The 21,853-nt window shown below is 66.4% G+C and carries 20 protein-coding genes; 5 read left to right on the top strand and 15 right to left on the bottom strand.

All coding sequences use genetic code 11. The features are described from left to right. The first annotated feature begins 10 nt into the window (after positions 1 to 10). The gene (locus PFY01_RS04860) at positions 11 to 364 is read left to right on the top strand and encodes a DUF1428 domain-containing protein (RefSeq protein WP_271042624.1); all 354 of its coding nucleotides are present in this window, start codon (positions 11 to 13) and stop codon (positions 362 to 364) included. Between the two features lie 69 nt (positions 365 to 433). Then, entirely contained in the window at positions 434 to 1,300 is an 867-nt protein-coding gene (locus PFY01_RS04855; RefSeq protein WP_271042623.1) for a Ku protein, read from the top strand. Here the strand turns inward: PFY01_RS04855 and ligD are convergent. The 5 genes from ligD to dnaG form a co-directional block, all read right to left on the bottom strand. Further along, complete coding sequence (gene ligD / locus PFY01_RS04850; protein WP_271042622.1) at positions 1,297 to 3,858, bottom strand: DNA ligase D; 2,562 nt, start codon at positions 3,856 to 3,858, stop codon at positions 1,297 to 1,299. The two genes, PFY01_RS04855 and ligD, sit on opposite strands and share 4 nt — an antisense overlap. A 34-nt stretch (positions 3,859 to 3,892) precedes the next feature. Beyond that, positions 3,893 to 4,636, bottom strand: a complete 744-nt coding sequence (locus tag PFY01_RS04845) for an extensin family protein (RefSeq protein ID WP_271042621.1) — start codon at positions 4,634 to 4,636, stop codon at positions 3,893 to 3,895. A gap of 56 nt (positions 4,637 to 4,692) precedes the next feature. Then, positions 4,693 to 4,872, bottom strand: coding sequence for a DUF2256 domain-containing protein (locus PFY01_RS04840; protein ID WP_055752848.1), 180 nt, complete (start codon positions 4,870 to 4,872; stop codon positions 4,693 to 4,695). A 49-nt stretch (positions 4,873 to 4,921) separates the two neighbouring features. Further along, entirely contained in the window at positions 4,922 to 6,868 is a 1,947-nt protein-coding gene (gene rpoD / locus PFY01_RS04835) for an RNA polymerase sigma factor RpoD (protein ID WP_091748719.1), read from the bottom strand. 74 nt (positions 6,869 to 6,942) lie between these two features. Beyond that, positions 6,943 to 8,802, bottom strand: coding sequence for a DNA primase (dnaG, locus tag PFY01_RS04830; protein ID WP_055752846.1), 1,860 nt, complete (start codon positions 8,800 to 8,802; stop codon positions 6,943 to 6,945). Between the two features lie 110 nt (positions 8,803 to 8,912). On the opposite strand from dnaG, the gene PFY01_RS04825 reads away from it, so the two are divergent. Then, positions 8,913 to 9,566 (top strand): hypothetical protein, encoded by a 654-nt coding sequence (locus tag PFY01_RS04825; RefSeq protein ID WP_271042620.1) that lies wholly within the window; start codon positions 8,913 to 8,915, stop codon positions 9,564 to 9,566. Between the two features lie 53 nt (positions 9,567 to 9,619). Next, complete coding sequence (locus PFY01_RS15610; RefSeq protein WP_420197046.1) at positions 9,620 to 9,838, top strand: transcriptional regulator; 219 nt, start codon at positions 9,620 to 9,622, stop codon at positions 9,836 to 9,838. 222 nt (positions 9,839 to 10,060) lie between these two features. On the opposite strand, the gene PFY01_RS04815 is transcribed toward PFY01_RS15610, so the two are convergent. Beyond that, on the bottom strand, positions 10,061 to 10,897 hold the full coding sequence (locus PFY01_RS04815; protein WP_271042619.1) for an LD-carboxypeptidase: 837 nt from the start codon (positions 10,895 to 10,897) through the stop codon (positions 10,061 to 10,063). Positions 10,898 to 10,966: 69 nt separating this feature from the next. Here PFY01_RS04815 and PFY01_RS04810 point away from each other — a divergent pair, with 69 nt between their 5' ends. Next, entirely contained in the window at positions 10,967 to 12,364 is a 1,398-nt protein-coding gene (locus PFY01_RS04810; protein WP_271042618.1) for a UDP-N-acetylmuramate--L-alanine ligase, read from the top strand. Between the two features lie 21 nt (positions 12,365 to 12,385). Here the strand turns inward: PFY01_RS04810 and PFY01_RS04805 are convergent, their stop codons facing one another. From PFY01_RS04805 to PFY01_RS04765, 9 genes are all read right to left on the bottom strand, one after another. Continuing rightward, positions 12,386 to 13,750, bottom strand: coding sequence for a sulfite reductase subunit alpha (locus PFY01_RS04805; RefSeq protein WP_271042617.1), 1,365 nt, complete (start codon positions 13,748 to 13,750; stop codon positions 12,386 to 12,388). Beyond that, on the bottom strand, positions 13,747 to 14,853 hold the full coding sequence (locus PFY01_RS04800) for an FAD:protein FMN transferase (RefSeq protein ID WP_271042616.1): 1,107 nt from the start codon (positions 14,851 to 14,853) through the stop codon (positions 13,747 to 13,749). Before PFY01_RS04800 ends, PFY01_RS04805 begins: the two co-directional genes overlap by 4 nt. A 10-nt stretch (positions 14,854 to 14,863) precedes the next feature. Continuing rightward, the gene (locus tag PFY01_RS04795; protein ID WP_271042615.1) at positions 14,864 to 15,664 is read right to left on the bottom strand and encodes a DUF4198 domain-containing protein; all 801 of its coding nucleotides are present in this window, start codon (positions 15,662 to 15,664) and stop codon (positions 14,864 to 14,866) included. 11 nt (positions 15,665 to 15,675) lie between these two features. Continuing rightward, positions 15,676 to 16,188 (bottom strand): DUF2271 domain-containing protein, encoded by a 513-nt coding sequence (locus PFY01_RS04790; RefSeq protein WP_055752840.1) that lies wholly within the window; start codon positions 16,186 to 16,188, stop codon positions 15,676 to 15,678. A gap of 11 nt (positions 16,189 to 16,199) precedes the next feature. Beyond that, positions 16,200 to 16,877 carry a PepSY-associated TM helix domain-containing protein gene (locus PFY01_RS04785; protein ID WP_420197045.1) on the bottom strand — a complete coding sequence of 226 codons (678 nt, stop codon included), beginning with the start codon at positions 16,875 to 16,877 and terminating at the stop codon, positions 16,200 to 16,202. A gap of 67 nt (positions 16,878 to 16,944) precedes the next feature. Continuing rightward, positions 16,945 to 17,631 carry a Fe2+-dependent dioxygenase gene (locus PFY01_RS04780; RefSeq protein WP_271042614.1) on the bottom strand — a complete coding sequence of 229 codons (687 nt, stop codon included), beginning with the start codon at positions 17,629 to 17,631 and terminating at the stop codon, positions 16,945 to 16,947. A gap of 75 nt (positions 17,632 to 17,706) precedes the next feature. Beyond that, positions 17,707 to 20,067, bottom strand: a complete 2,361-nt coding sequence (locus PFY01_RS04775) for a TonB-dependent receptor (RefSeq protein ID WP_271042613.1) — start codon at positions 20,065 to 20,067, stop codon at positions 17,707 to 17,709. A 95-nt stretch (positions 20,068 to 20,162) separates the two neighbouring features. Beyond that, positions 20,163 to 20,948: a peptidase gene (locus tag PFY01_RS04770; RefSeq protein WP_091748756.1), complete on the bottom strand. Its 786-nt coding sequence runs from the start codon at positions 20,946 to 20,948 to the stop codon at positions 20,163 to 20,165. Between the two features lie 61 nt (positions 20,949 to 21,009). After that, positions 21,010 to 21,852 carry a transglutaminase family protein gene (locus tag PFY01_RS04765; RefSeq protein ID WP_205682638.1) on the bottom strand — a complete coding sequence of 281 codons (843 nt, stop codon included), beginning with the start codon at positions 21,850 to 21,852 and terminating at the stop codon, positions 21,010 to 21,012. Position 21,853: the final 1 nt, after the last annotated feature.

Genomic DNA, 21,853 nt, shown 5'->3' with positions numbered 1-21,853 from the left:
GAGACGACCGATGACCTATGTGACCGGCTTTTTGACCCCCGTGAAAACCGAGGACAAGGCGCGCTACATCAAGTCCGCCGAGGCCTCCTGGCCCCTGTTTCAGAAATACGGCGCCTTGTCCCAGGTCGAGACCTGGGGCGAGGACGTGCCGGACGGCAAACTAACCAGCTTTCCCATGGCGGTGAAGCTGCAAGAGGGCGAGGTCGTCGTCTTCTCCTGGGTGACCTGGCCCGACCGCGCCACCGCCGACGCCTGTTTCGGCAAGATGCAGGACGACCCCGACTTTGCGAATATGGACATGCCCTTCGACGGCAAGCGCATGATGTGGGGCGGTTTCAGCGTCGCCTTCGAAGGTAAGGCCTGATGCCCAGGCGGCGGCCCTGTTCGAACGCAAATCGCCCTGACGCATTGTCACGGATCGAGGAGAACCGACATGGCCGCCCGCCCCACCTGGCAAGGACATCTGAAGCTGTCGCTGGTCACCTGTCCGGTGGCCCTCTACACGGCGACGACAAGCACGAACGACGTGCGGTTTCACCTGATCAATCCTGACACCAACAATCGCATCCGCATGGTGCCGACCGACCCGGACGCCGGGCCCGTCGAGCGCAGCGATCTGGTGCGCGGCTATGAGGTGTCCAAGGACGAATACGTGCTGTTCGACGACGCCGACTTCGACAAGGTGAAGCTGGAGAGCACCAAGACCATCTCGATCGACAAGTTCGTAGATGAGGACGACATCGACCGGCTGTACTGGGACGATCCCTTCTTCGTGGTTCCCGAGAAAGGCGCGGGCGTCGAGGCCTTCGCCGTCATCCGCGACGCCATGGAGAAACAGGGCAAGGTGGCGCTGGGCCAGCTGGTCCTGCGCGGCAAGGAGCGTCAGCTGGCGCTGGAGGTCCGGGGCAAGGGGCTGATCGCCTACACCCTGCGCGCCCATGACGAGGTGCGCGATTCCGACGAATACTTCGACGACATTCCGACAGTGAAGGCCGATCCCGACATGGTCGAGATCGCCGCGCGCATCATCGGGCAGAAGGAGGCGGACTTCGACCCGACCGACTTCAAGGACGGCTACGACGACGCCTTGCGCGCGATGATCAAGGCCAAGTCAAAGGGCGGCACGGGCGTGGTCGATGTCGCCGAACCCGACGACACCAATGTCATCGACCTGATGGCCGCATTGCGGAACAGCCTGAAAGGGTCGGCGACGGGGACGAAGAAGCCAGCCGCCAAGAAGGCCCCGGCAAAGAAGGCGACGCCCAGGAAGGCTGCGGCAAAGAAGAAGACAGCAGCCTAGACGCCCATCTTTTTCAGCGCCGATTTCAAACTGACCGCAGACGCCCGAAAATCCGCCCACGGATCCGGCTTCTTCAGCAGCGCCTCATAGGTCCATAGGTTGAACGCCGCCGGGTCCAGCCCCGCCTTCACCTGACCCCACGACAGCGGGAAGGCGATCCCGGCGCCCGGCCGTGCGCGCGGCGACCAGGGCGCGACCGCCGTCGCCATGCGCCCGTTGCGCAGATAGTCGATGAAGATCTTTCCGCCCCGCGCCTTCTTGGCCAGGGTCGTGGTGAACCGGTCCGGCGCCTCGACGCGTATGGCCTCCGCCACCGCCTTGGCGAAGGCCTTGTTCTGATCCCAGGTCACACGCGAGCGGGCGTCGGTCTTGATCGGCACCACGACGTGCAGCCCCTTGCCCCCGGTCGTCTTGACGAAGGCGGCCAGACCTAGCGCCTCGATCTTCGCTTTCACGACCTTGGACGCGGCGATGACGTCGGCGAAGTTCAGCCCCTCGTCGGGATCCAGGTCGAAGGTGATTTGCTCAGGGACTTCCGGCTGGCCGGGCGCACAGCCCCAGGGGTGCAGTTCCAGCCCGCCCGACTGGGCGATGGCGACCAGGCCGCCGACATCGACGGCGGCGACGTAAGGGTTGCGGGCCTTGACGTCGATCAGCTTCAGTCGCGGGTTTGACCCCGCCATGGCATGACGCTGGAAGAAGGTCTCGCCGCCGATCCCCTCGGGCGCCCGGATAATCGAGGTCGGCCGGTCCGCCACATGGGGCAGAATCCGCTCAGCCGCCGCCTCGTAGTAGCGCGCCAGATCGGCCTTGGTGATCGCCGGCCGGTCGCCGACGGCGGGCCACAACACCTTATCGGGGCTGGAGAGGGTCACGCCCGCCACGACCACCTTGCCGGGCTTTCCGGCTGGTCGCACCGTCGTCGTGGTCTTCTTCGCGTCGCCCATGTCGGTGGGCGGTTGCGGCGCCTCGGTGACCTCTGCGGCCGTCTTGTCTTCGCGCAACCCTTTGAACGCCGCCTGCCGCAGCGATCCGGATTCGGTATAGCCGCCGTGCTCGACCTCGGCGACCAGCACCGGCTTGACCCAATGGATGTCCTTGGCCGCCTTTGGCGCGCCCGCCCCGGCGAAGGGCGATTTCTCCGCAGCCACGCCCTTTAACGCCGGAACAAGCGTCTTCGTCACGGCCTCGCCATAGCCGGTCCCCACCCTTCCCAGATAGCGAAGACCGCCCTTTTCCCTGACCCCCACCAGCAGAGAGCGGAACCGCGTGCCGTCCTCGGACGACCAGCCGCCGATCACGACTTCATCGCGACCCCGGCATTTGGACTTCAGCCAGGTCGATGACCGCCCGGCATGATAGGGGGCGTCCAGTTTCTTGGAGATCACGCCTTCCAGATCCATGCGACAGGCGCTCTCCAGCACCGCCTGGCCGGTCGAGGCGAAATGCTCGACGTAGCGCAGCCGACCTGCGGCGGCCTTTCCGATCCGGTCCACATAGGCCTGCAGCCGCGCCTTGCGATGCGACAGCGGCAGTTTACGCAGATCCTCCGCCCCCTCGAACAACAGATCGAAGGCGAAATACACCAGGCCTTCCGTCTTCTCGTCCGAGATGGCCGCCTGCAACGCGCCGAAGTCCGGCATGTGATCGTCGTCCAGAGCGCACAGCTCGCCGTCGATCACGGCGTCGGGCCAGGTCGCCGCATCCGCCGCCAGATCCGAAAACTTGTCGCTCCAGTCCAGACCCTTGCGCGTCCGCAAGACCGCCCGACCGCCGCCGACCCCGATCTGGATGCGATAGCCGTCGAACTTGATCTCGTGCGCCCAGCCCGTCCCGCCCGGTGGATGGTCGGTCACCTTACACAGCTGGATCGGCACGAAGGCCGGCGGCTTCTTGGCCTTTAGCGCCGCCTTAGACGGCTTTGGCTTGGCCGGGCCTTTACGCCCCGTCGGCTTGGACGCCGTCCATTCCGTCGTTCCATCCGCGATCTCGGCCAGCGACCGGCCCGTCGTCACCGAGGCGTCGATTTCGGCGAGCGCATCGCCCTCTCCCGCCACGGCGAAGTCGTCCTTCTCCTTCAGCAGCAGCCAGTTGTTTCTCTTGGACGGCTTGCCCCGGTCGCTCTTCAACCGGATCAGCGCCCATTTGCCCTTCAGCCGTTCGCCGTGAAGGATCATCTTGATCTGACCCTTGGCCCAGGCGGCCTCCAGGTCCGGCTCCTGCGGCTCCCAGGTGCCGACATCCCACATCTGCACCGTTCCGGCGCCGTAGTTGCCGTCGGGAATCGTCCCCTCGAACGATCCGTAGTCCAGCGGATGATCCTCGACCTCGACCGCCAGACGCTTGACCGCCGTGTCGCGCGACGGCGCCTTGGTCACGGCCCAGGACTTCAGCACCCCGTCCGCCTCGATACGGAAATCATAGTGCAGCCGCGTCGCCGCATGGCGCTGGATCAGATAGCGGAAGCCGCCCTTCGCGCGCTTGCCCTTCGCGCCCTTCGGCTCGGGCGTTTCTCCGAACCGGCGCTTGGCCTGATAGGTCTTCAGTTCACCGCGCATAGGGGCGTAATCCGCCCCGCGCCAAAGCGTTGCCTCAGCGACAGAAGCGCGTGTCGGTCGCCTCGAGGTGCAGGTGGTCGTAATGGACGGCGTTGTAGTCGGGGCTGAGCGTCGTGCCGAAGATGCGGCAGGCGTCGTCGCGGATACGCTTCAGGAAGCGCGCTTCGGGCGTGTCGCCGTTCCAGTCCTTGGTCACGGTGATGCGCCGCCCGTCCCTCAGCCGCACCCCGGCGAAGTCCAGCGCCGCCGCCTGGGAATGGGCGCTGATGCGGTTCGAGCCCACGCCGTTGTTCACATTGCGACAGGCGTAGGCCCCCATGTGGTCGATCTGCACGACGTCCGAGCCCAGGATTTCGCGCGCCGCCGGCTCCAGCGACTGACGACGCCAGATGCTGAGCGCCAGCGCCGTCTGACATGTCATCTCCACATCGCCCGGCGCCATGCGCGCCACCGTCCCCAGGTCGGCGCCCAGCACCCCGCCCTTGCTCAGGCCGCAGGTCGCGGTGTTCTGGCGATCCGGCACGGGACTGAACCGCACCCGCGCAGCGTTCAACTCGGCCAGACACCGGCCCAGATCGCCGCCTTCGCGCACGACCAGGGCTTGGGTCCCGCCGTCGATCATCCGCTCCACCAGCCCCCCGACCAGCGGCGCCTCGGTGCGCGACGGATAGGGCGATGGGGGCCGCAACGGCTCGGGCGGCCGCCGCACGCAGCCGCTGAGGATCAGCAGGACGCCGAGGCCGATGAGAACGGGAGAGATACGCGACACGGAAGGCATGGTCGCGACGCTTAGCTGATTCCCGACGCCGCCGTGGTCACGAGGCGGAGAGCCGTCTATCGGCGCTCTTCGGACGCACCCTTGGCCCGGCAGCGATCCGAACAGAACCGCACCTGATCCCAGTCCCGCGCCCACTTCTTGCGCCAGGCGAACGGCAGACCGCAGGCGGCGCAGAACTTTTGCGGCAGGTCGGACTTGGCCGGCGCCGTGCCGAGATTGACGTGCTTTCGGGCCATGTCGCCTGCCAAGAAAAAGGGCGGCCCGTCGGGGCCGCCCTTGATCGTATCAGCTGTCCAGGAAGGACCGCAGTTTGCGCGACCGCGACGGGTGCTTCAGCTTGCGCAGCGCCTTGGCCTCGATCTGACGGATGCGTTCGCGGGTCACCGAGAACTGCTGTCCGACTTCTTCCAGCGTGTGGTCGGTGTTCATGCCGATGCCGAAGCGCATTCGGAGCACCCGCTCTTCACGCGGCGTCAGCGACGCCAGAACGCGGGTGGTGGTCTCACGCAGGTTCGACTGAATGGCGGCGTCGATCGGCAAGACGGCGTTCTTGTCCTCGATGAAGTCGCCCAGGTGGCTGTCTTCCTCGTCCCCGATCGGGGTTTCCAGCGAGATCGGCTCCTTGGCGATCTTCAGGACCTTGCGCACCTTCTCCAGCGGCATGGCCAGCTTTTCGGCCAGCTCTTCCGGCGTCGGCTCGCGGCCGATCTCGTGCAACATCTGGCGGCTGGTGCGGACGATCTTGTTGATCGTCTCGATCATGTGCACCGGGATGCGGATGGTGCGCGCCTGGTCGGCGATCGAGCGGGTGATCGCCTGACGGATCCACCAGGTGGCGTAGGTCGAGAACTTGTAGCCGCGGCGGTACTCGAACTTGTCGACCGCCTTCATCAGGCCGATGTTGCCCTCCTGGATCAGGTCCAGGAACTGCAGGCCGCGGTTGGTGTATTTCTTGGCGATGGAGATCACGAGGCGCAGGTTGGCCTCGACCATTTCCTTCTTGGCCTGACGGGCTTCGCGTTCGCCCTTCTGCACCGTCTGGACAATGCGGCGATAGTCGTCGATCGGCAGGCCGGCTTCCAGCGCCACGGCGGCGACGTCGGAACGGATGGTCGCGATCTGGCTGGCTTCGTTCTCGCTGAACTTGGTCCAGCGCACGCCCTGGTCCTTGATCCGGTCGGTCCAGGTGGGGTCCAGCTCCGAGCCGAAATAGGCCTTGAGGAACTCAGGCCGCGAAATGCCGTAGCTGTCGGCCAGGCGCAGCAGACGGCCTTCCAGACCGATCAGGCGCTTGTTGATCGCATAGAGCTGCTCGACCAGCGCCTCGATGCGGTTGTTGTTCAGCTTCATCGTCTTCAGACGGTCCGAGATGGACGTCGTCAGCGCCTGATAGGCCTTTTCATCCTTGGCGCTCAGCACCTCGCCCTTCAGGCGGGTCTGAACCAGCTTGTCCTGCAGGGCGCGGAAGGCGCCGAAGTCCGCAGCGATGGCGTTAAGGACGTCCATCACCCCGTCGCGCAGCTCGGCTTCCAGCGCCGAAATCGACATGCCGCCGCCATCGTCGAAGTCGTCGTCATCGTCGTCGTCGGACTCAGGCTTGTCTTCGGCGGCCGGCTTGTCCTCGGCCTCTTCTTCCTCTTCGCCTTCAGGCTGGGCGGCGCCCGGCAGGGACGAAGGGTTCAGAACGCCATAGGTGGCGTCCAGGTCGATGACCTCGCGCAGCAGGATGCGGTTGTTTTCCAGCTCGTCGCGCCAGACCATGATGGCCTCGAAGGTCAGGGCGCTTTCGCACAGACCCGAGATCATGGCGTCGCGGCCGGCCTCGATCCGCTTGGCGATGGCGATTTCGCCCTCGCGGCTCAGCAGTTCGACCGAACCCATCTCGCGCAGGTACATGCGCACGGGGTCGTCGGTGCGGTCATAGGCCGACTTGGCGGGCGTTTCGGCCACGGCGGTGCCGGCGGCGGCGGCGACGTCGGTGGACTGCTGCTCCTGCGCGTCCTCCTCGGCCTCCACGACGTTGACGCCCATTTCGGACAGCATCGCCAAGGTGTCTTCAATGGCGTCGGGCGTAACTTCTTCGGATGGCAGGACCTTGTTCAGCTCCTCCATCGTCACATAGCCGCGCGCCTTAGCTTGCTTGATGAACTTCTTGACGCCGGCGTCCGTCAGATCGAGCAGGGGCCCATCGGTCGAAACCTCGGTGTCCTGCGTCTCGGTCTGTGCGTTCATAGTCAGTCTGTCTCCGGCCGAGAGGGTGATCAGTCCGCCCCGGCGAAAAATACAATGCTTGGCGTGCCGTAAGGTTACGTGCCCGCGCTGTCTTCCCAAATCGTCCCGGCTTTGATCGCACGGCGAAGCGCATCCCGCTCGGCCTTCAGCCGGCGGAACGCCTCATCCTGCCCAGGCACATCACGTGCATGGGCCAAGGCGTCCTCCAACGCGGCGACCCGCGTCGAAGCGTCGAACGCCTGCGACCATCGGACCCTTGCCTCGGCGAGGGGCGCATTTGCGGCCAGGAATGGCGCGCCGGACTTTGCCGCCGCCTTCTCGACCTCGCGCACTAAGGCATCATGACCCGATTGCGCCAGATGGCGTCGCAGGGCGGCGGAGTCAAGGCTATGTCCCGACAGACGCAGGCGAACCAGCTCCTGCGCCAGTCCATCCAGCCCCTTGTCGCCGAATCCGTGGGCGGCGATCTCTTCCAGATGGTCGTCCATCCGTTCGGGGTCGTCGATGGCGCCGTGGGCCAGGGCGGCCGGCACGGGCTCGATGGCGCGAAACAGCGACTGCATCGCCTGGGCGCCCTCGGCCGTCTGGCCCAGTTTGGGCGGCGGGCCGAAACCGCGTTTGCCCTGCCCCGGCGTCCAAGGCGCGCGTTGAGGGCTGCGCGGGAACAGGGCGTCGAAACGGTCGAACAGGTCGCGGCGGTATTGTTCGGCCAGATCCTTGTCCTGGATGGCCGAGGCGGTGTTCCTCAGCCGCGCCTTGAAGCCGGCCTTGCGTTCCGGCGTGTCCAGCGGCTCCAGATCCTGTTCGCGGCGGAACAGCACCTCGGCGAACCCATGGGTTTCGGCCAGGGCCTGACGCAGCGCGGGCGCGCCCTTGTCGCGTAAAATGTCGTCAGGATCCTGCCCGGCGCCCAGCAGCGCGAACCGGAATGAGCGCCCTGGTTTCAGCAGCGGCAGCGACCGTTCGATGGCGCGATAGGCGGCGCGCAGCCCCGCCGCATCGCCGTCGAAGCACAGGATCGGCTCGTGCGACACCCGCCACAGCCGTTCCATCTGCTCCTCGGTCAGAGCCGTGCCCATCGGCGCCACGGCCGGCAGGCCCGCGCGCTGGCAGGCGATGACGTCCATATACCCCTCGACCACGATGATGGCCTGGTCATTCTTGGATTCCGCGCCCAGTATCCGCCGCGCCTCAGGCAGGCCGTAGAGGGTCGCGCCCTTGTGAAACAGCGGGCTTTCCGGGCCGTTCAGATATTTGGCCCGGTCGTCGGGGTTCATGGCCCGACCGCCGAAGCTGACGATCCGGCCGCGCGCATCCAGGATCGGGAACATCAGCCGGTCGCGGAACCGGTCATAGGGCTGGCCGCCGCTTTCGGGCGAGATCAGGAGCCCAGCCTCGACCAGTTCGGCGGGCTTGGCGCCGCGCTGGACCAACGCCTGCTTCAGCCCCTCGCGGTCGTTGGGCGCATAGCCCAGCCCGAACCGCTCCCACTGATCCTCGGGCAGGCCGCGCTTGTCCAGATATTCCCGCGCCGCCTTGCCCGGCGTGCGGCGCAGGTTTGCGGCGAACCATTTCTGGGCCAGGTCCATCCAGTCCGACAGACCCGCCCGCTTCTGCTCGCGCTCGGCCTCCTTGGGGTCTTCGGCGGGAAGCTGCATCCCCGCCTCGCCGGCCAGGCGCTGCACCGCCTCGACGAAACTGAGCCGCTCGGTCTCCTGCAGGAAGGAGATGATGTCGCCATGCTTGCCGGACGAGAAGTCGTGGAAGAAGCCCTTGTCGTCATTGACGAAGAAGGACGGCGACTTCTCCTTCGAGAAGGGCGACAGACCGACATATTCGCGGCCCTGACGTTTCAGCTTCACCGTCCGCCCGATCACGTCGGACGGCCGAAGGCGGGCCTTCAGTTCATCGATGAATCTCTCGTCGAAACGCACCCGCGATCCTTAAGCCCTGCGGCCCCCACAAGCGAATCGAATGAGCGCAAAACCCTGCTTGACTCGACAAGTTTGTATTTTAAAGTAGTCATATCGCAGGAGAGCCAAGAATGACCCATTCTTCTTCATCAAGGGACGAAGCCGACCTGGCCTACCTGAAACGATTGGCGGTAGCGGGACGCGGGCAGCCCGCCCCTTTCCTGCTCTTGATCGCCGTATTCGGGGGCGCCTATGGCTTTGCACTGTTGGCCATCCTGACGGCCTTCCTGATCGAAGGACCGCCTCAATCCGGAACACCCGTAACAGGACCGATCTCTAATTTCGTGGGATCGTGGGGAATTATCAGTTCGCACCTGATCTTTTTCGCCACCGTCGCGTGGACGATCTGGAGAACCTTGGGTCCAAACCGAGTCCGCCTTAGCCGATCGGCCACAGCGACATGGTCGGGCAGCTTCATCGCGCTGGTCGCCACCTTTGTCGTTTTCCACCTGGTCACGCGAAACGAAGCCGCGCCGGATGCGACGAAGATCGCCCAGGTCATTTGGCCGGTCGTGTTGATCCTATGGGGCGCAGCGTGGTGGACCACCGCCATCGCCAGCGACCGGAGGTGGCTCATCGCCGTTGCGATCGGAAGTTTTGGCGCAGCCGCTGCCTTGGCGTGGGTCGGCACAGCGTCTTTGGCCGCCTTGGTTGTCATGTGCGCCAGTCTGATACTTCTGGCCTTCGCTCCTGCGATGATCCTGATGCGCGAGACGCGCAGGTGACGGCCGAGCCCAGCGTCGATCCCGCCTTTTCCCATCGATTAAGAACAGGGGTGATGGCCTATCTCTCGACCGCCGAAGCCGCCGACTTCACCGAGCTCGCCCTCGCTTTGGCCGCCCCGAACAACAGCCTGTCCAGTCACCTGAGCCGACTGGAAACCGCAGGCTATATTGAACTGCGACGGGGTTTTCTGGGCCGCAAGCCTCGCACCCGCGTCGTCCTGACCGTCACTGGACGGGCGGCATGGGAGAGATATCTGGGCGCGTTGGGCTGAAGGACGATCAGGCGGCTCGTCCGGGTATCCCCCGATATCCGAACGAACCGCCGCATCGCAGAAGGCGCAAACCTCAGCGTCCCCCAACGCCTTGGCTAACGAAGTCCTAACGCCTCGCGGACCGGCATCTGAGGTCAGGACCGGCGTTCTGTCGAGAGGCGGGCGGCCTCGCCTTAGCGAATAGAGGCGAGACTGTGTCCTTTTCGTCGCGCGTCGTTCGCCTTAAGGGCGACCGAAGGGGACGACCTTGTTGGCGGCGTCATGCCCGATATCGGCGCTTCCCAGAAAGGGTATGCCCGAACGCAGGCACCAGTATCGAACGATTTCCTCCGGAGTCTGACCAAAATCGGGATCGTTTGGCGTAACGTCCGAGACCCGTCCCAGGCGAATTCCGGCCACGCGACGGATGCTGGCTTGGCTGGTCAAGTGAAACATCATCCGGTCGATCCGGTAGGCGGCCTCGGACACCTCCTCCAACATCAGGACGTGGTCGGACAGATCGGGCTCAAGCGGCGTGCCGGTCAGTTCGTTCAGGATGGTCAGGTTGAAGGCCACGGCCGGGCGCGGATCGGCCGCTAGCGACGGCTCGATCCAGTCGGTGCGTCCCGTGGTCAGCCAGGACAGGGCGCCGCGCGCGGTCGCGTCGTCGCGCACCGAATCCGAGGCCATCGGTCCGTGCGCCAGATGCTGGAATCTCGCCTTGTACATCCCGGCCAGCAGGCTGCCGGCGTCGGAATAGCCCATATAGCGCTTCTTGCGGGCGACGGCGTCCAGGCGCGGGATCACCGCATCGGCGATGCGACAGGAGCCGTATCCGCCGCGCGCGAACCAGATGGCGTCGATGCGGGGGTCGTTGGCGAACTCCACGAAGGCGTCGGCGCGCGCCCGGTCGTCGCCGGCGAAATGACCGTGTTTCAAAAAACAGGCGGGGTGGAAGACGACGGCGACATCGCGGTCGGGATGGTTGTGCGCCATCCAGGCCTCGACCGCCTCGGCGCGCTCTTTCGAGAAGCGCGAACTGGCGCAGACGACGCCAATCTTGAAACTGTTGGTGGTCACGTCCGTCTTCTTCGTCGTTTTTGCGATCCCCTACTGGCGGACCGGCCCGATCCCCTGTTCTAAGGGGGCATGAACCAAGACGCCTCCTATTTCTTCTGCGGCATCGGCGGGTCGGGCATGCTGCCCCTGGCCATGATCGTCCAGGCGCGCGGCGCCGTGATCGAAGGGTCGGACCGGGCGCTGGACCAGGGCCGCACGCCCGAGAAGTTCGACTGGTTGCGCGCCCACGGCGTGACCCTGCACCCCCAGGACGGATCGGGCGTGACCCGCGCGGATCAGACCGTCATCGCCACCGGCGCCATCGAGGAGACGGTGCCCGACATCGGCGCGGCCAAGCGCGCCGGCGCAACCATCAAGACCCGGCCCGAACTGCTCAGCGAACTCTTCAACGCCGCCCCGACCTCGGTCGGGGTTGCGGGCACCAGCGGCAAGTCCACCATCACCGGCATGGTCGCCTGGATCCTGCATCAGACGGGCCGCGAGCCGACCGTCATGAACGGTGCGGTGATGAAGAACTTCGCCGACGCCGACCATCCGTTCGCCAGCGCCCTGATCGGCGGGCCCGACGTGTTCGTGTCGGAGGTGGATGAAAGCGACGGCTCGATCGCCCGCTACGATCCGACGGTGGCGGTGGTGTCCAACATCTCGCTGGACCACAAGTCGATGGAGGAGCTGCGCGACCTGTTCGGCGGCTTCACCGCGCGGGCGACGACGGCCGTGTTGAACCTGGACAATCCCGAGACGGCGGCCCTGGCCCAGACCTTGCCGGCTGGAAAAGCGATCACCTTCGGCCTGGGCGAAGAGAAGGCCGACCTGTCCGCCCATGATCTTCAGCCCCTGGCGACGGGCATGCGGTTCCGGCTGATCGAGGGCTGGAGCGAACACGACGTGGTCCTGAACGTGCCCGGCGCGCACAATGTCGCCAACGCCCTGGCGGCGCTGGGTGCGACCCGGGCGCTGGGCGTGCCGACGGCCGAGGCGGTCAAGGCGCTGGAGACCTTTGCCGGCATCCGTCGCCGGATGGAGGTGGTCGGGACGGCCGGCGACATCACCGTCATCGACGACTTCGCCCATAACCCGGACAAGATCGCGGCCACGCTGAAGACCCTGCACGCCTTCGACGGCCGGCTGCTGATCCTGTTCCAGCCGCATGGGTTCGGCCCGCTGAAGCTGATGAAGTCGGAGTTTATCGACGGTTTCGCCGGCCTGATGCGCGAGGACGACGTGCTGCTGATGCCCGAGCCGGTCTATTACGGCGGCACCACCGACCGCAGCGTGGGATCGGAAGACATCGCCTCCGGCGTCCGCGCTGCCGGCCGTCAGGCCGAGGCGCTGGCGACGCGCGCCGACTGCGGCGACCGGATCGTCGAGATCGCCAAGCCGGGCGACCGGATCATCGTCATGGGCGCGCGCGACGACACCCTGTCGACCTTCGCGGCGGAACTGTTGGGGCGACTAGGCCAGTAGCCCCATCGGCAAGGACGGGGTTCAGTATACGTCGCGGCGGTAGCGGCCGTCTTCCAGCAGGGTCAGCACCACGTCCGCGCCCAGAGCGCTTTCCAGCGCCGCATGCACGCCTTGCGACATGCCTTCCAGACTGCCGCAGACATAGACCGCCGCGCCGCGCGCGACCCAGTCGCGCACATCATCCGCCGCCGCCGCGACCAGGGCCTGCACATATCGGCCGTCGCCTTCGTCGCGCGAGAAGCTCCGATCCAGCCGCCGCAGCACGCCCGACGCCAGCCAAGCCTGCAACTCCGCGTCGAAGAAGGCGTCTTGCGCCTGGGTGCGTTCTCCGAACAGAAGCCAGGCCCCGCCCGCGTCGGTGCGCGCCTTCAAATGCGCGCGCAGGCCGGCGATGCCCGTGCCGTTGCCGATCAGGATCATCGGCGTCTCGTCCGCCGGGCCGTGGAAGCTGCGGTTGGTGCGCAGGCGCATTCCGATCTGATCGCCCAGCGCCAGATCCTGCGTCAGCCATCCCGACGCCAGGCCCGGGGCGCCGTCGGGATGGCGCATCAGGCGGATCAGAAACTCGACGCGGCCGTCCGACGGCAGGGAGGCGATGGAATATTCGCGCGAGCCCGGCGTGACGCCGTCACGCTCAGGCAGGCCGACCTCGGCGATGTCGCCGGCCAACCAGTCGGGCGTCGCGCCTACGGCCTCGAACGCCAGATGATGGGCCTCGCCGCCGGGACTGCCCGGATTGACCAGGGTGCGTTCGACCAGCCGCCAGGGATCGTAGGCGGGCGGAGTCCAGTCGGGGGCCGTGACGCTGCCCGTGATCTGGTTCAGTTGGTGCTGCCAGTGGCGAAGGGCGCCGGCCTCGCCGTTGTCGACCTCGACCATGTCGAAGAGGGGTTCGGCGCCCGCGCGTCTCAGCCAGCCGTCCACCGCATGACCGAAGCCGCAGAACTGATCATAGCTGCGGTCGCCGAGCGCCAGCAGGCCGAAGCGAAGGCCGGACAGGTCGGTCGTCTCGCCCATGACTTTGCGCACGAACCGGGCCGCGCTGTCGGGCGGATCGCCCTCGCCGGTCGTCGAGACGATCAGCAATGCGCGGTCCGCCGTCTTCAGGGTCTGCACATCCAGATCGGCGAAGGACAGCACCCGGGCGCCCACGCCGCCATCGCCTAATGACCGCGCCGTCATCCACGCCAGTTCCTCGGCGAAGCCCGTCTGGCTGGCGAAGGCGATCAGCAGCGGCCGTCCCTCGCCTGCTCCGGCGAGGGCGTCAGATCGCGCACGCGCCGCCGCCCTGGCCCTGCGTTCACGCCAGACGATGACGGCGATCAGGGCCAGCCAAAGCGCCAAGGCCCCGACCGCCCACAGCCAGCGCTGCGGATCGGCTGTCACCCCGGACGATCTCCGTCGTCGTCCATCAGGGCGGCGAAGGCCGGCGACATCCGCTCGACCGGACCGCGCTCGGTGCGTTCGACGAAATGGGCCATCAGGCCGACGGCCTCGGCGTAGTCCGGTCCGTCGAACGGCCCCATGACGGTCAGGGCCGTGGCGTAGGCGTCGGCCATCATGGCCGAGGGGTGCAGGACGGTGACCGAGCTCAGATTGTTGCTGACCGGCCGGCCGGTCGATCCGTCGATGGTGTGGGGATAAAGGCGCCCCTCATGGCGGAACGCGCGGCGATAGTCGCCGCTGGTCGCCACGGCCAAATCGAACAACGCCGCCACGGTGTGGGGCGCGGGCGAGCCCTCGACCCGCTCGATCTCGACCCACCACGGCTGGGCGTCCGGCTTGACGCCGCGCCCCTTCAACTCGCCGCCGATCTCGATCAGGTGCGAGGTCGCGCCCATGGCCATCAGTCGGTCGGACACGCGATCCACCGCATGACCCTTGGCGATGCCGGAGAAGTCCAGCCTCATCCCGCCCATCTGCATCACCGCGCGCGCATCGCCGTTCAGCCGCAGCTTTTGCCAGCCCGACACGGCCGCAGCCGCGGCGACCTCGTCCTCGGACGGGACGGGCAACAAGGCCGACCGCGGTCCAGGCGGGCCGAACCCCCACAGATCGACCAAGGCGCCCAGGGTCGGATCGACCGCGCCGTTGGTCTCGTCGCCTAGGGTCATCGCCGCATCCAGCAGATCCCAGAACGGCTGGGACACCGCCCAGACGCCGGCGGGCGCGGTGTTGAAGCGGCTGATCTCGCTGGACGGCTCCCACGGGCTGAACAGACCGACGACGGTGGCCAGTTCCTCTTCGATCGCAGACCGGATCTCGGCCTCGCCCACGCCTGGCGGGGCGATGACGCGCGCGCTCCAGGTCGTGCCCATGGTCTGGCCGCCCAGCGAACGGATCAGGTCGCTGGGGGGACGGGGCGGCGCGCCTTCGATCGCCGGCACGAGGACGCGGTTGTCGGCGCGGTCGCCGAGAGGGGCGGCGTCGCCGATATTGACCGTGGGCGGGGCGGCGCGGGAACCGCGCGAGGGGGGAATGTCGGACATGGCCCTTCGCTTAGGGCAGGACTTCCATCGCCGCCACATAGCTGGCGTTGGAACCCAGCGTTTCACCCTGGCCTTCGGTGCGGACCGACGCGTTCAGCCAATACATGCCCGCTTCCGGCCAAGTGATGGTGAAGGCGCCCTCGGCGTTGGTCTTGACCGTCGATTCTTCGGGGTTGTCGCGATAGCGCAGGCCGCCGCGGGCCACGGTGACGTCGATGTCCGCCGCCGGTTGGCCGTTGTTCAGCAGTTTGAAGGTGGCGGGTTCGCCGACGACCAGATCGTTCGGGTGGGTGACGGGAACCAGCTCAAGCCCCTCGCCGATCGTCTTGAAGACGGTGTCGGTGGGGTTGTTCAGGGTGACGAAGGTCTCGATCCGGCTGGCGGTGCGGGTCGCCTGAACATTGGTCGCGCCCTCCGGCAGGCCCGCCGGGTAGTCCGAGGCCGCGCCGCGCCAGCGCTTCTGTTCACCGTTCAGGGTGTAGCTGGCCATGACGCCGCCCATGACGTTGGCGATCTTGTAGGTGCCGTTCTGGGTCAGATGGGCGTCGAAGGTCGAGCGATAACGGCCCTGCATGGCGTTTTCGGGCTGGACCGCCGAGCCGTCCGGCGCGGTGATGGTCAGGCCGGTCAGGCGCATGGCGGCGTGATCGGGGTTGAACACCTGGTTCGACATGCCCGCGTCGAACCCGACCCAGGCGTCCGTGCCCGACAGGGTCGTGGCGGTGGGCGCCAGCCAGGCGCGGTGGGCCTGGGCGGCCATGGGGGCGGCCAGCGCTGCGGCCAGCGTCAGCAGGGCGATCGTCTTCTTCATGGTCATGATCCTTAGCGAGAGACGGCGACGCGCACGGCGCCCAGTTCGGTGGAGCCGGTTCCGGCGCCGGTGTTGGCCGCGCCCCAGCGGAAGGGTACGCGCACGACCTCGCGCCCGCCCAGTTCGCGGGCCGCCTCGACGACAATGTTGTACTGGCCGGGCTGAAGGTTGCGCAGACGGGCGGCGGGTACGGTGACGGTCTGGCGGCCCGGCGCGCGCGTGGCCCCGGATACGCCGTCGGCCGGCAGGCTCATGGCGCGACCGCCCTTGCGCCACCAGGTGCGCAAATCCTTCAGCCAGTCCTTGCCGTCCCCCTCGTTATTGCGAGTCTGCTGATACCAGACGGCCAAGGTGCGTTCGGCCGACTGATCCGGCTTTTCGATCCACACCGCGACATAGGGGCGATGATAGGAGGCGGTGTTCAGGCGCGGAATCTCGACCGACACCGTCAGGTCGGCGGCCATGGCGGGCGCAGCGGCGGCGGCTAGGCCTACGGTGGTGATGACGACGGGAAGAAGGCGCATCGGAAAACTCGTCAGTGAATGAAGATCAGGGCGATGACGACGGGGATCAGCAGGCCCAGAGCCGCCAGCGGCCAAGTCGAGGGCCGACCTTTGGCGTGCAGGAACATCAGACCCAGCCCCGTCAGGGCGAAGATGACGCAGGCCGCCGCGAAGACGTCGATGAACCAAAACCAGACCAGGCCGGCGTTGCGGCCCTTGTGCAGGTCGTTGAGGTAGGCGATCCAGCCGCGCGTCGTCTTCTCGTGCAGGGTCTCGCCGGTCGAACGGTCGATGGTGACCCAGCCGTCGCCGCCGGGCATGGCCAAGGCGACATAGACCTCTTCCGCCGTGGTCTCGGTCGGCTTGTCGGCAATCTCGACCTTGAGCGCCTCGGACGCCCAGCGTGCGACAGCGTCAGGGACAGGATCGGTCGTCTCCTGCGGGAAGCTGCCCAGCCGCTGCAGCAGGGGCGCCGGCAAGGTCGCGGTCTGTTCGACCGTGACCGGATCGCCGGGGATTGAGGCCGCATGGTTCAGGGTGATGCCGGTGACCGCGAACAGGATCATGCCGACCAGGCTGACCGCCGCCGAAATCCAGTGCCAGCTGTGAAGCTGCTTCAGCCAGAACGACCGTGCGCCGTTCAGCGCCGCCTTGGGTTTGGAGCCCTTGGCTGCGGTTTCGGCCTGACGCTGTGTGGCGAGTTCGGTCACGGGCTCGCTGTGCCATTGTTGCGAACGGGTTGCAATAGCATTTAGCGGCGCTGTGGTGAGGCGGGCGTCAGACCTCGGTCCAGCGCCGCAGCAGATTGTGATAGACGCCGGTCAGTTCGATCACCGCCTGATCCTTCGGCCCCTTCTCGGACGCCACGCGCTGGGTGGCGATGTCCAGACGGAACAGGGTCTCGCGATCGGCGTCATCGCGGATCAGGCTCTGCATCCACATGAAGGAGGACACCCGCGCGCCGCGTGTCACCGGCGTGACCCGATGCAGGCTCTTGGACGGATAGAGCACCAGATCGCCAGCCGGCAGCTTGATCGCCTGCGACCCGTACATCTCCTCGATGATCAGTTCGCCGCCGTCATAATCGTCGGGTTCGGACAGAAACAAGGTCGCCGAGAGGTCGCTGCGGATACGGATCGCCTCGCCGTTTCGGGACTGGCGGATGGCGTTGTCGACATGTAGGCCGAACTCATCCCCGCCTTCGTAGCGGTTGAACAGGGGCGGAAAGATCGTGTGCGGCAGAGCCGCCGCCACAAACATCGGATTGGCGTTCAGCGCCTGGACTACCAGGGCCGAGACCTCCTTCGCCACGTCCGAGTCTTCGGGCAGTTGAAGGTTCTTCTTCGCCGTCGCCGATTGATGGCCCGAGGTGGCGTTGCCGTCCGCCCACGGCCCGGCGTCCAGCCGCGCCCGCAGAGCCTTGACCTCGGCCTTGGAGAAGACTTCCGGAATCTGCAGCAGCACGGGCGTTCTCGCTGAAAGACGAAACGGCCCCGCGGGGGATCGCGGGACCGTCAGACTAGGCCGGGGAAACGGCCGTTAGAAGCGCAGGTTCAAGGCCAGGATGGCCTGGCGACCTGCGGCCACGTCGGCGTGGTGAACGCCGTTGGTGCGCATGATGTATTCCTCGTCCGTCGCATTCTTGACGTTCAGCTGAAGCGTCGCGCGATCCGTCAGATCATAGGCGGCGAAGGCGTCCACGCGAGTCCATACGGGCGCATAGATGCGGTTGTTCCCGCCGCCCGCGCCGCCCTGGTTCCCGCCCAGAGATTTGGACGTGTAGTAGACGCCGCCGCCGACCGTCAGCCGGGGCAGGACGCGATAGGTGGTGAACAGGCTGGCGCTGTGCTTGGGCGTGTTGGCCAGCGGCAGGCCTTGCAGCGGATTGACGGTTGCGACCGGCGGTGTGCCCGACACGACCACGGCCGCCTTGGTCAGTTCGGAGTCCATGTAGGTATAGCCGCCGAACACGGTCCACTTCGGCGTGATGCTGCCCGACACGCCCAGTTCAAAGCCGTTGACCTCGACCTCGCCTTCCTGACGAAAGACGTTGGGCTCAACCAGGATCAGGGCGTTCTTGCGGGTCAGATGGAAGGCGGCCGCCGACAGGGCGAGACGGTCGTTCAAGACATTGGCCTTGGCGCCGACCTCGAAGCTTTCGGTGTCTTCCGGATCCAGAACGGTGTTGGCGACGCCATCAACCGTGCCCGTGCCGCCAGAGGCGTTCTGGTCGCCCGCCGAAATGGTCGGCGGCGTCGAGGAGGTGGACCAGGACGCATAGACGCTGCTGTTCTGGGTCGGCTTGAACACCAGACCGACCTGATAGTTGGTGAACTCCCAGGTCTGTTCCGGAACGGCCGTATAGCCCGTCGTCGTCCAGACCCCGGCTGACTGGGTCGCCGCCGCGTTCACGCCCTTGACCGAATACTGGTCCCAGCGAACGCCCAGGTTCAGGATCAGTCGCTCGGTCAGGGTGATGCTGTCGTTGGCATAGACGCCGATGGCCTCGGTCGTGTTCGAACTGGTCGGGCCGCGATTGATCACGCCGGTCCAGGCGTCGTCGGAATTGGGATTGTAGACCGGGGTGCAGTCGCCGGCGCCCAGCGCCCCAGCGGCGGTCGGATACGACCCGGTGACGGTCGTCAGACCAGTCGGACAGGCCGAGCCCGAAGTGGTGTAGGTCGAATAGGAGGCGTTCTTGTTGTGCTCGCGCGACAGCTCCACGCCGACGTCATAGCTGTGCTTGATCGAGCCGGTGGCGAACTGGCCGAAGACATCGGTCACATTGGCCAGGGTGGTGACCGGGTTCCAACGGGTCTTGGTGCCCCGCTTCATCCAGTAGGTGCCGTCCGCTGCCCGTCCGACATAGCCGCCGTCGCCGGGGTTGGTGACGATGTAGTCGTTCAGCGTCTGCGAATAGCGGCTCACGTTGCGGATCGTGGCGAAATCGTTGAGGCGATGCTCGGCCTTGAAGGTGAAGGTATCCACCTCATTGGTCAGGTAGTCGCGCGCCTTCAGCCCATAGAAGCTGTCATAGGGCACATCTAGAACGCCGCTGTCGGTCGTGCGCGACTGGATCTTGGTGAACAACGGAATGCCGTAGTCGGGCATCTGGTCGCTCGTCAGGTGGTAGTAGCTGAAGACCATAGACGACGGCGTGCCCAGACCGGCGCCCAGGCTGATGGCCGCACCCCATTTGCCGTAGTCCACGGCGTCGCGGCCAGGCACGTCGCCCTGGGCGCCCATCAGGTTGATGCGCAGGGCGGCGGTCTCGCCCAGCGACAGGTTCGCGTCGACCGTGCCGCGCAGATAGCCGTCGGTGCCCGCGCCCGCGCTGACATTGGTGAAGGCGTTCAGCTTGGGCGATTTGGAGGCCAGATTGATGCTGCCGCCGCCCGAACCGCGTCCCGAATAAACAGCGTCCGGCCCCTTGATGACCTCAACCTGCTCCAGGTTGAAGACCTCGCGTTGCTGGCCGCCCGTGTCACGAATGCCGTCCACGAAGATGTTGTTGCCCGACGACTGACCCCGGATGAAAGGACGATCGGCCAGCGGCTGACCGCCCTCGCCTGCCCCGAAAGTGATGCCGGGGGAGTTGGACAGCAGGTCCTGCAAGGAAGAGGCCGAGGTCTGTTCGATGATGGCCTGGGGGATGACCGTCACGGCGCGCGGCGTGTCCACCAGCGGCGCGACGAACTCGGGGCTGACGGGGGCCGGCTTCTTGAACTGACCGTTGACGTCGATCGTGCCCAGATTGGCGGGCTGGGACTGGTCGGCCGTGACGACCACGCCGTCCTCTGCGGTCACGTCAGCGGCGATGGCGGGGGCGGCGACCAGCATGCCGGCGGCGCTGGAGGCGAACAGAAGCGAGCGGAGCGCGGCGGCGCGGGATTCGGACATAGTCTTGCGACCTTTTGGTCTGATTTTGCGATGCGCTCGCAATAACCAGCTCCACAGGAAGGCACAAGACAATTGCGAACAAATCGCAATCTTAATTAGCCGACGGCGCTGATGCTCCTCTGAGGCGCCGACGTGTCGATATCCAACCAGGTCGGATCGGGCATGGCGCGGTGGGCGGCGGCCAGGGCTTCGGACCAGCGCCGACCCAGATCGCGGAAATAGGGATCGTCCGCCTCGATGCGCCGCGCCGTGCCCGTCAGCCGGTCGCGCGGCATGACGATCAGGTCCAGCGGCGGGCCGACGGCGATGTTCGAGCGGATGGTCGAGTCGAACGAAATCAGTCCCAGCTTCACCGCCTCGGACAGGGAGGTGGAGCTGTGAAGGGCGCGATCCAGAATGGGCTTGCCGTATTTCAGCTCGCCGATCTGCAGATAGGGCGTATCGGGCCCGCACTCGATGAAGTTGCCCTGCCCGTAGATCAGATACAGCCCCATCTTTCCGCCAGCGATCTGACCGCCCAACAGCATGGAGGCGGTGACGTTCAGCCCATCGGCGGTCGGCGTCGGCGGTGTATTGATGCTGGCCCGCACGCTGGCCATCGCATGACCCAGCAGCTGGGCGGCGCGGAACAGGGTCGGGGCGGTCTGGAGCGTTTCAAGCTCGGTGGAGTCCGGCAGTTTGACCCCGGCTGCAACCATGGCCAGCGCCGTCTGGGTGACCGACAGATTGCCCGCCGTCGCGACCGCCAGGATGCGCTCGCCCGGCGACTTGTAGATGTGCAGTTTGCGATAGGACGAGATGTTGTCCACGCCCGCATTGGTGCGCGTGTCGGCGATCATCGCCAACCCGTCGTCCACCAGCATGCCTACGCAATAGGTCACTTCGCTCTATTCGCTCCCCGCGTTGCGAATCCCCAGACGCTAACAGATTCGCGCGTCATGCCTATCGGGGCCATCCACTGGATTGCAGTTGTTGCTGGCTCTGTTGCACCGGCCGCACATTCAAGGCGACGGTCAGTTGCTCCTGGCCGCCGCCATAGCTCGTGCCCCGGATCGGGGTGGCGCCGCGCGCGTCCAGGCCGACCGCGACCCGGACATAGTGTTCGGTCGGGCAGATACCGTTGGCCGGATCGAACCCGACCCAGCCCAGATTCTCGACCCAGGCCTCGGCCCAGGCGTGGGCGGCGTCCTGATCGTGGCGTCCGTCCTGACGGCTGAGGTGGCCCGAGACATAGCGAGCCGGCACGCCCAGCAGGCGCGCGGCCGAGATGAAGATCTGCGAATGGTCCTGACAGACGCCGCGCTTCTGGGCGAACGCTTCGGCGGCGGTGTGGGAGGCGGAGGTCGAGCCGACCTCGAACGCCACCGTATCCTTCAGCGCGCCCATCAACTGATGCATCCGGCCCAGCGTCGCGCCCTCAGGAATAGAGCGGGCGAAATCGACGATACCGGCGTCGGCCTTGGTCATCGGGGTGTCGCGCAGATAGACGATGGGCGACAGGCGTTCGGCCTGCCCTTTCACGACGCCGCCCGTCTCTACGGTCGAGACCTCGCCGGTGACGCGGATGGTCAGGGCGTCGGTCGGCCGCTCGGTGTAGAGGCTGTGAACGATGTTGCCGAACGCGTCCTCGCTGCGCCGCAGCCGGGCGTCCACATCGGTTTCGATCCGCCAGTCGCGGACCTGCTGGCTCTCACACGACTTGGGCGTCAGGCGTAGCATCTGGACGATGAACCGCGCGGGCCGGGCGTAGGCGTAGCGGGTGGAGTGATCGATCCGGATCCGCATG

It is taken from the genome of Brevundimonas vesicularis (assembly GCF_027886425.1).
Taxonomy (GTDB): Bacteria; Pseudomonadota; Alphaproteobacteria; order Caulobacterales; family Caulobacteraceae; genus Brevundimonas; species Brevundimonas vesicularis_C.
This window is presented reverse-complemented; position numbering and strand designations above follow the sequence as displayed.

Excerpts from the sequence above, each read along its gene's own strand:
- PFY01_RS04860 (WP_271042624.1), top strand. The coding sequence starts at position 11 with ATGACCTATGTGACCGGCTTTTTGACCCCCGTGAAAACCGAGGACAAG.
- PFY01_RS04855 (WP_271042623.1), top strand. The coding sequence starts at position 434 with ATGGCCGCCCGCCCCACCTGGCAAGGACATCTGAAGCTGTCGCTGGTC.
- ligD (WP_271042622.1), bottom strand. The coding sequence starts at position 3,858 with ATGCGCGGTGAACTGAAGACCTATCAGGCCAAGCGCCGGTTCGGAGAA.
- PFY01_RS04845 (WP_271042621.1), bottom strand. The coding sequence starts at position 4,636 with ATGCCTTCCGTGTCGCGTATCTCTCCCGTTCTCATCGGCCTCGGCGTC.
- PFY01_RS04840 (WP_055752848.1), bottom strand. The coding sequence starts at position 4,872 with ATGGCCCGAAAGCACGTCAATCTCGGCACGGCGCCGGCCAAGTCCGAC.
- rpoD (WP_091748719.1), bottom strand. The coding sequence starts at position 6,868 with ATGAACGCACAGACCGAGACGCAGGACACCGAGGTTTCGACCGATGGG.
- PFY01_RS04825 (WP_271042620.1), top strand. The coding sequence starts at position 8,913 with ATGACCCATTCTTCTTCATCAAGGGACGAAGCCGACCTGGCCTACCTG.
- PFY01_RS15610 (WP_420197046.1), top strand. The coding sequence starts at position 9,620 with ATGGCCTATCTCTCGACCGCCGAAGCCGCCGACTTCACCGAGCTCGCC.
- PFY01_RS04810 (WP_271042618.1), top strand. The coding sequence starts at position 10,967 with ATGAACCAAGACGCCTCCTATTTCTTCTGCGGCATCGGCGGGTCGGGC.
- PFY01_RS04800 (WP_271042616.1), bottom strand. The coding sequence starts at position 14,853 with ATGTCCGACATTCCCCCCTCGCGCGGTTCCCGCGCCGCCCCGCCCACG.
- PFY01_RS04795 (WP_271042615.1), bottom strand. The coding sequence starts at position 15,664 with ATGAAGAAGACGATCGCCCTGCTGACGCTGGCCGCAGCGCTGGCCGCC.
- PFY01_RS04790 (WP_055752840.1), bottom strand. The coding sequence starts at position 16,188 with ATGCGCCTTCTTCCCGTCGTCATCACCACCGTAGGCCTAGCCGCCGCC.
- PFY01_RS04775 (WP_271042613.1), bottom strand. The coding sequence starts at position 20,067 with ATGTCCGAATCCCGCGCCGCCGCGCTCCGCTCGCTTCTGTTCGCCTCC.
- PFY01_RS04765 (WP_205682638.1), bottom strand. The coding sequence starts at position 21,852 with ATGCGGATCCGGATCGATCACTCCACCCGCTACGCCTACGCCCGGCCC.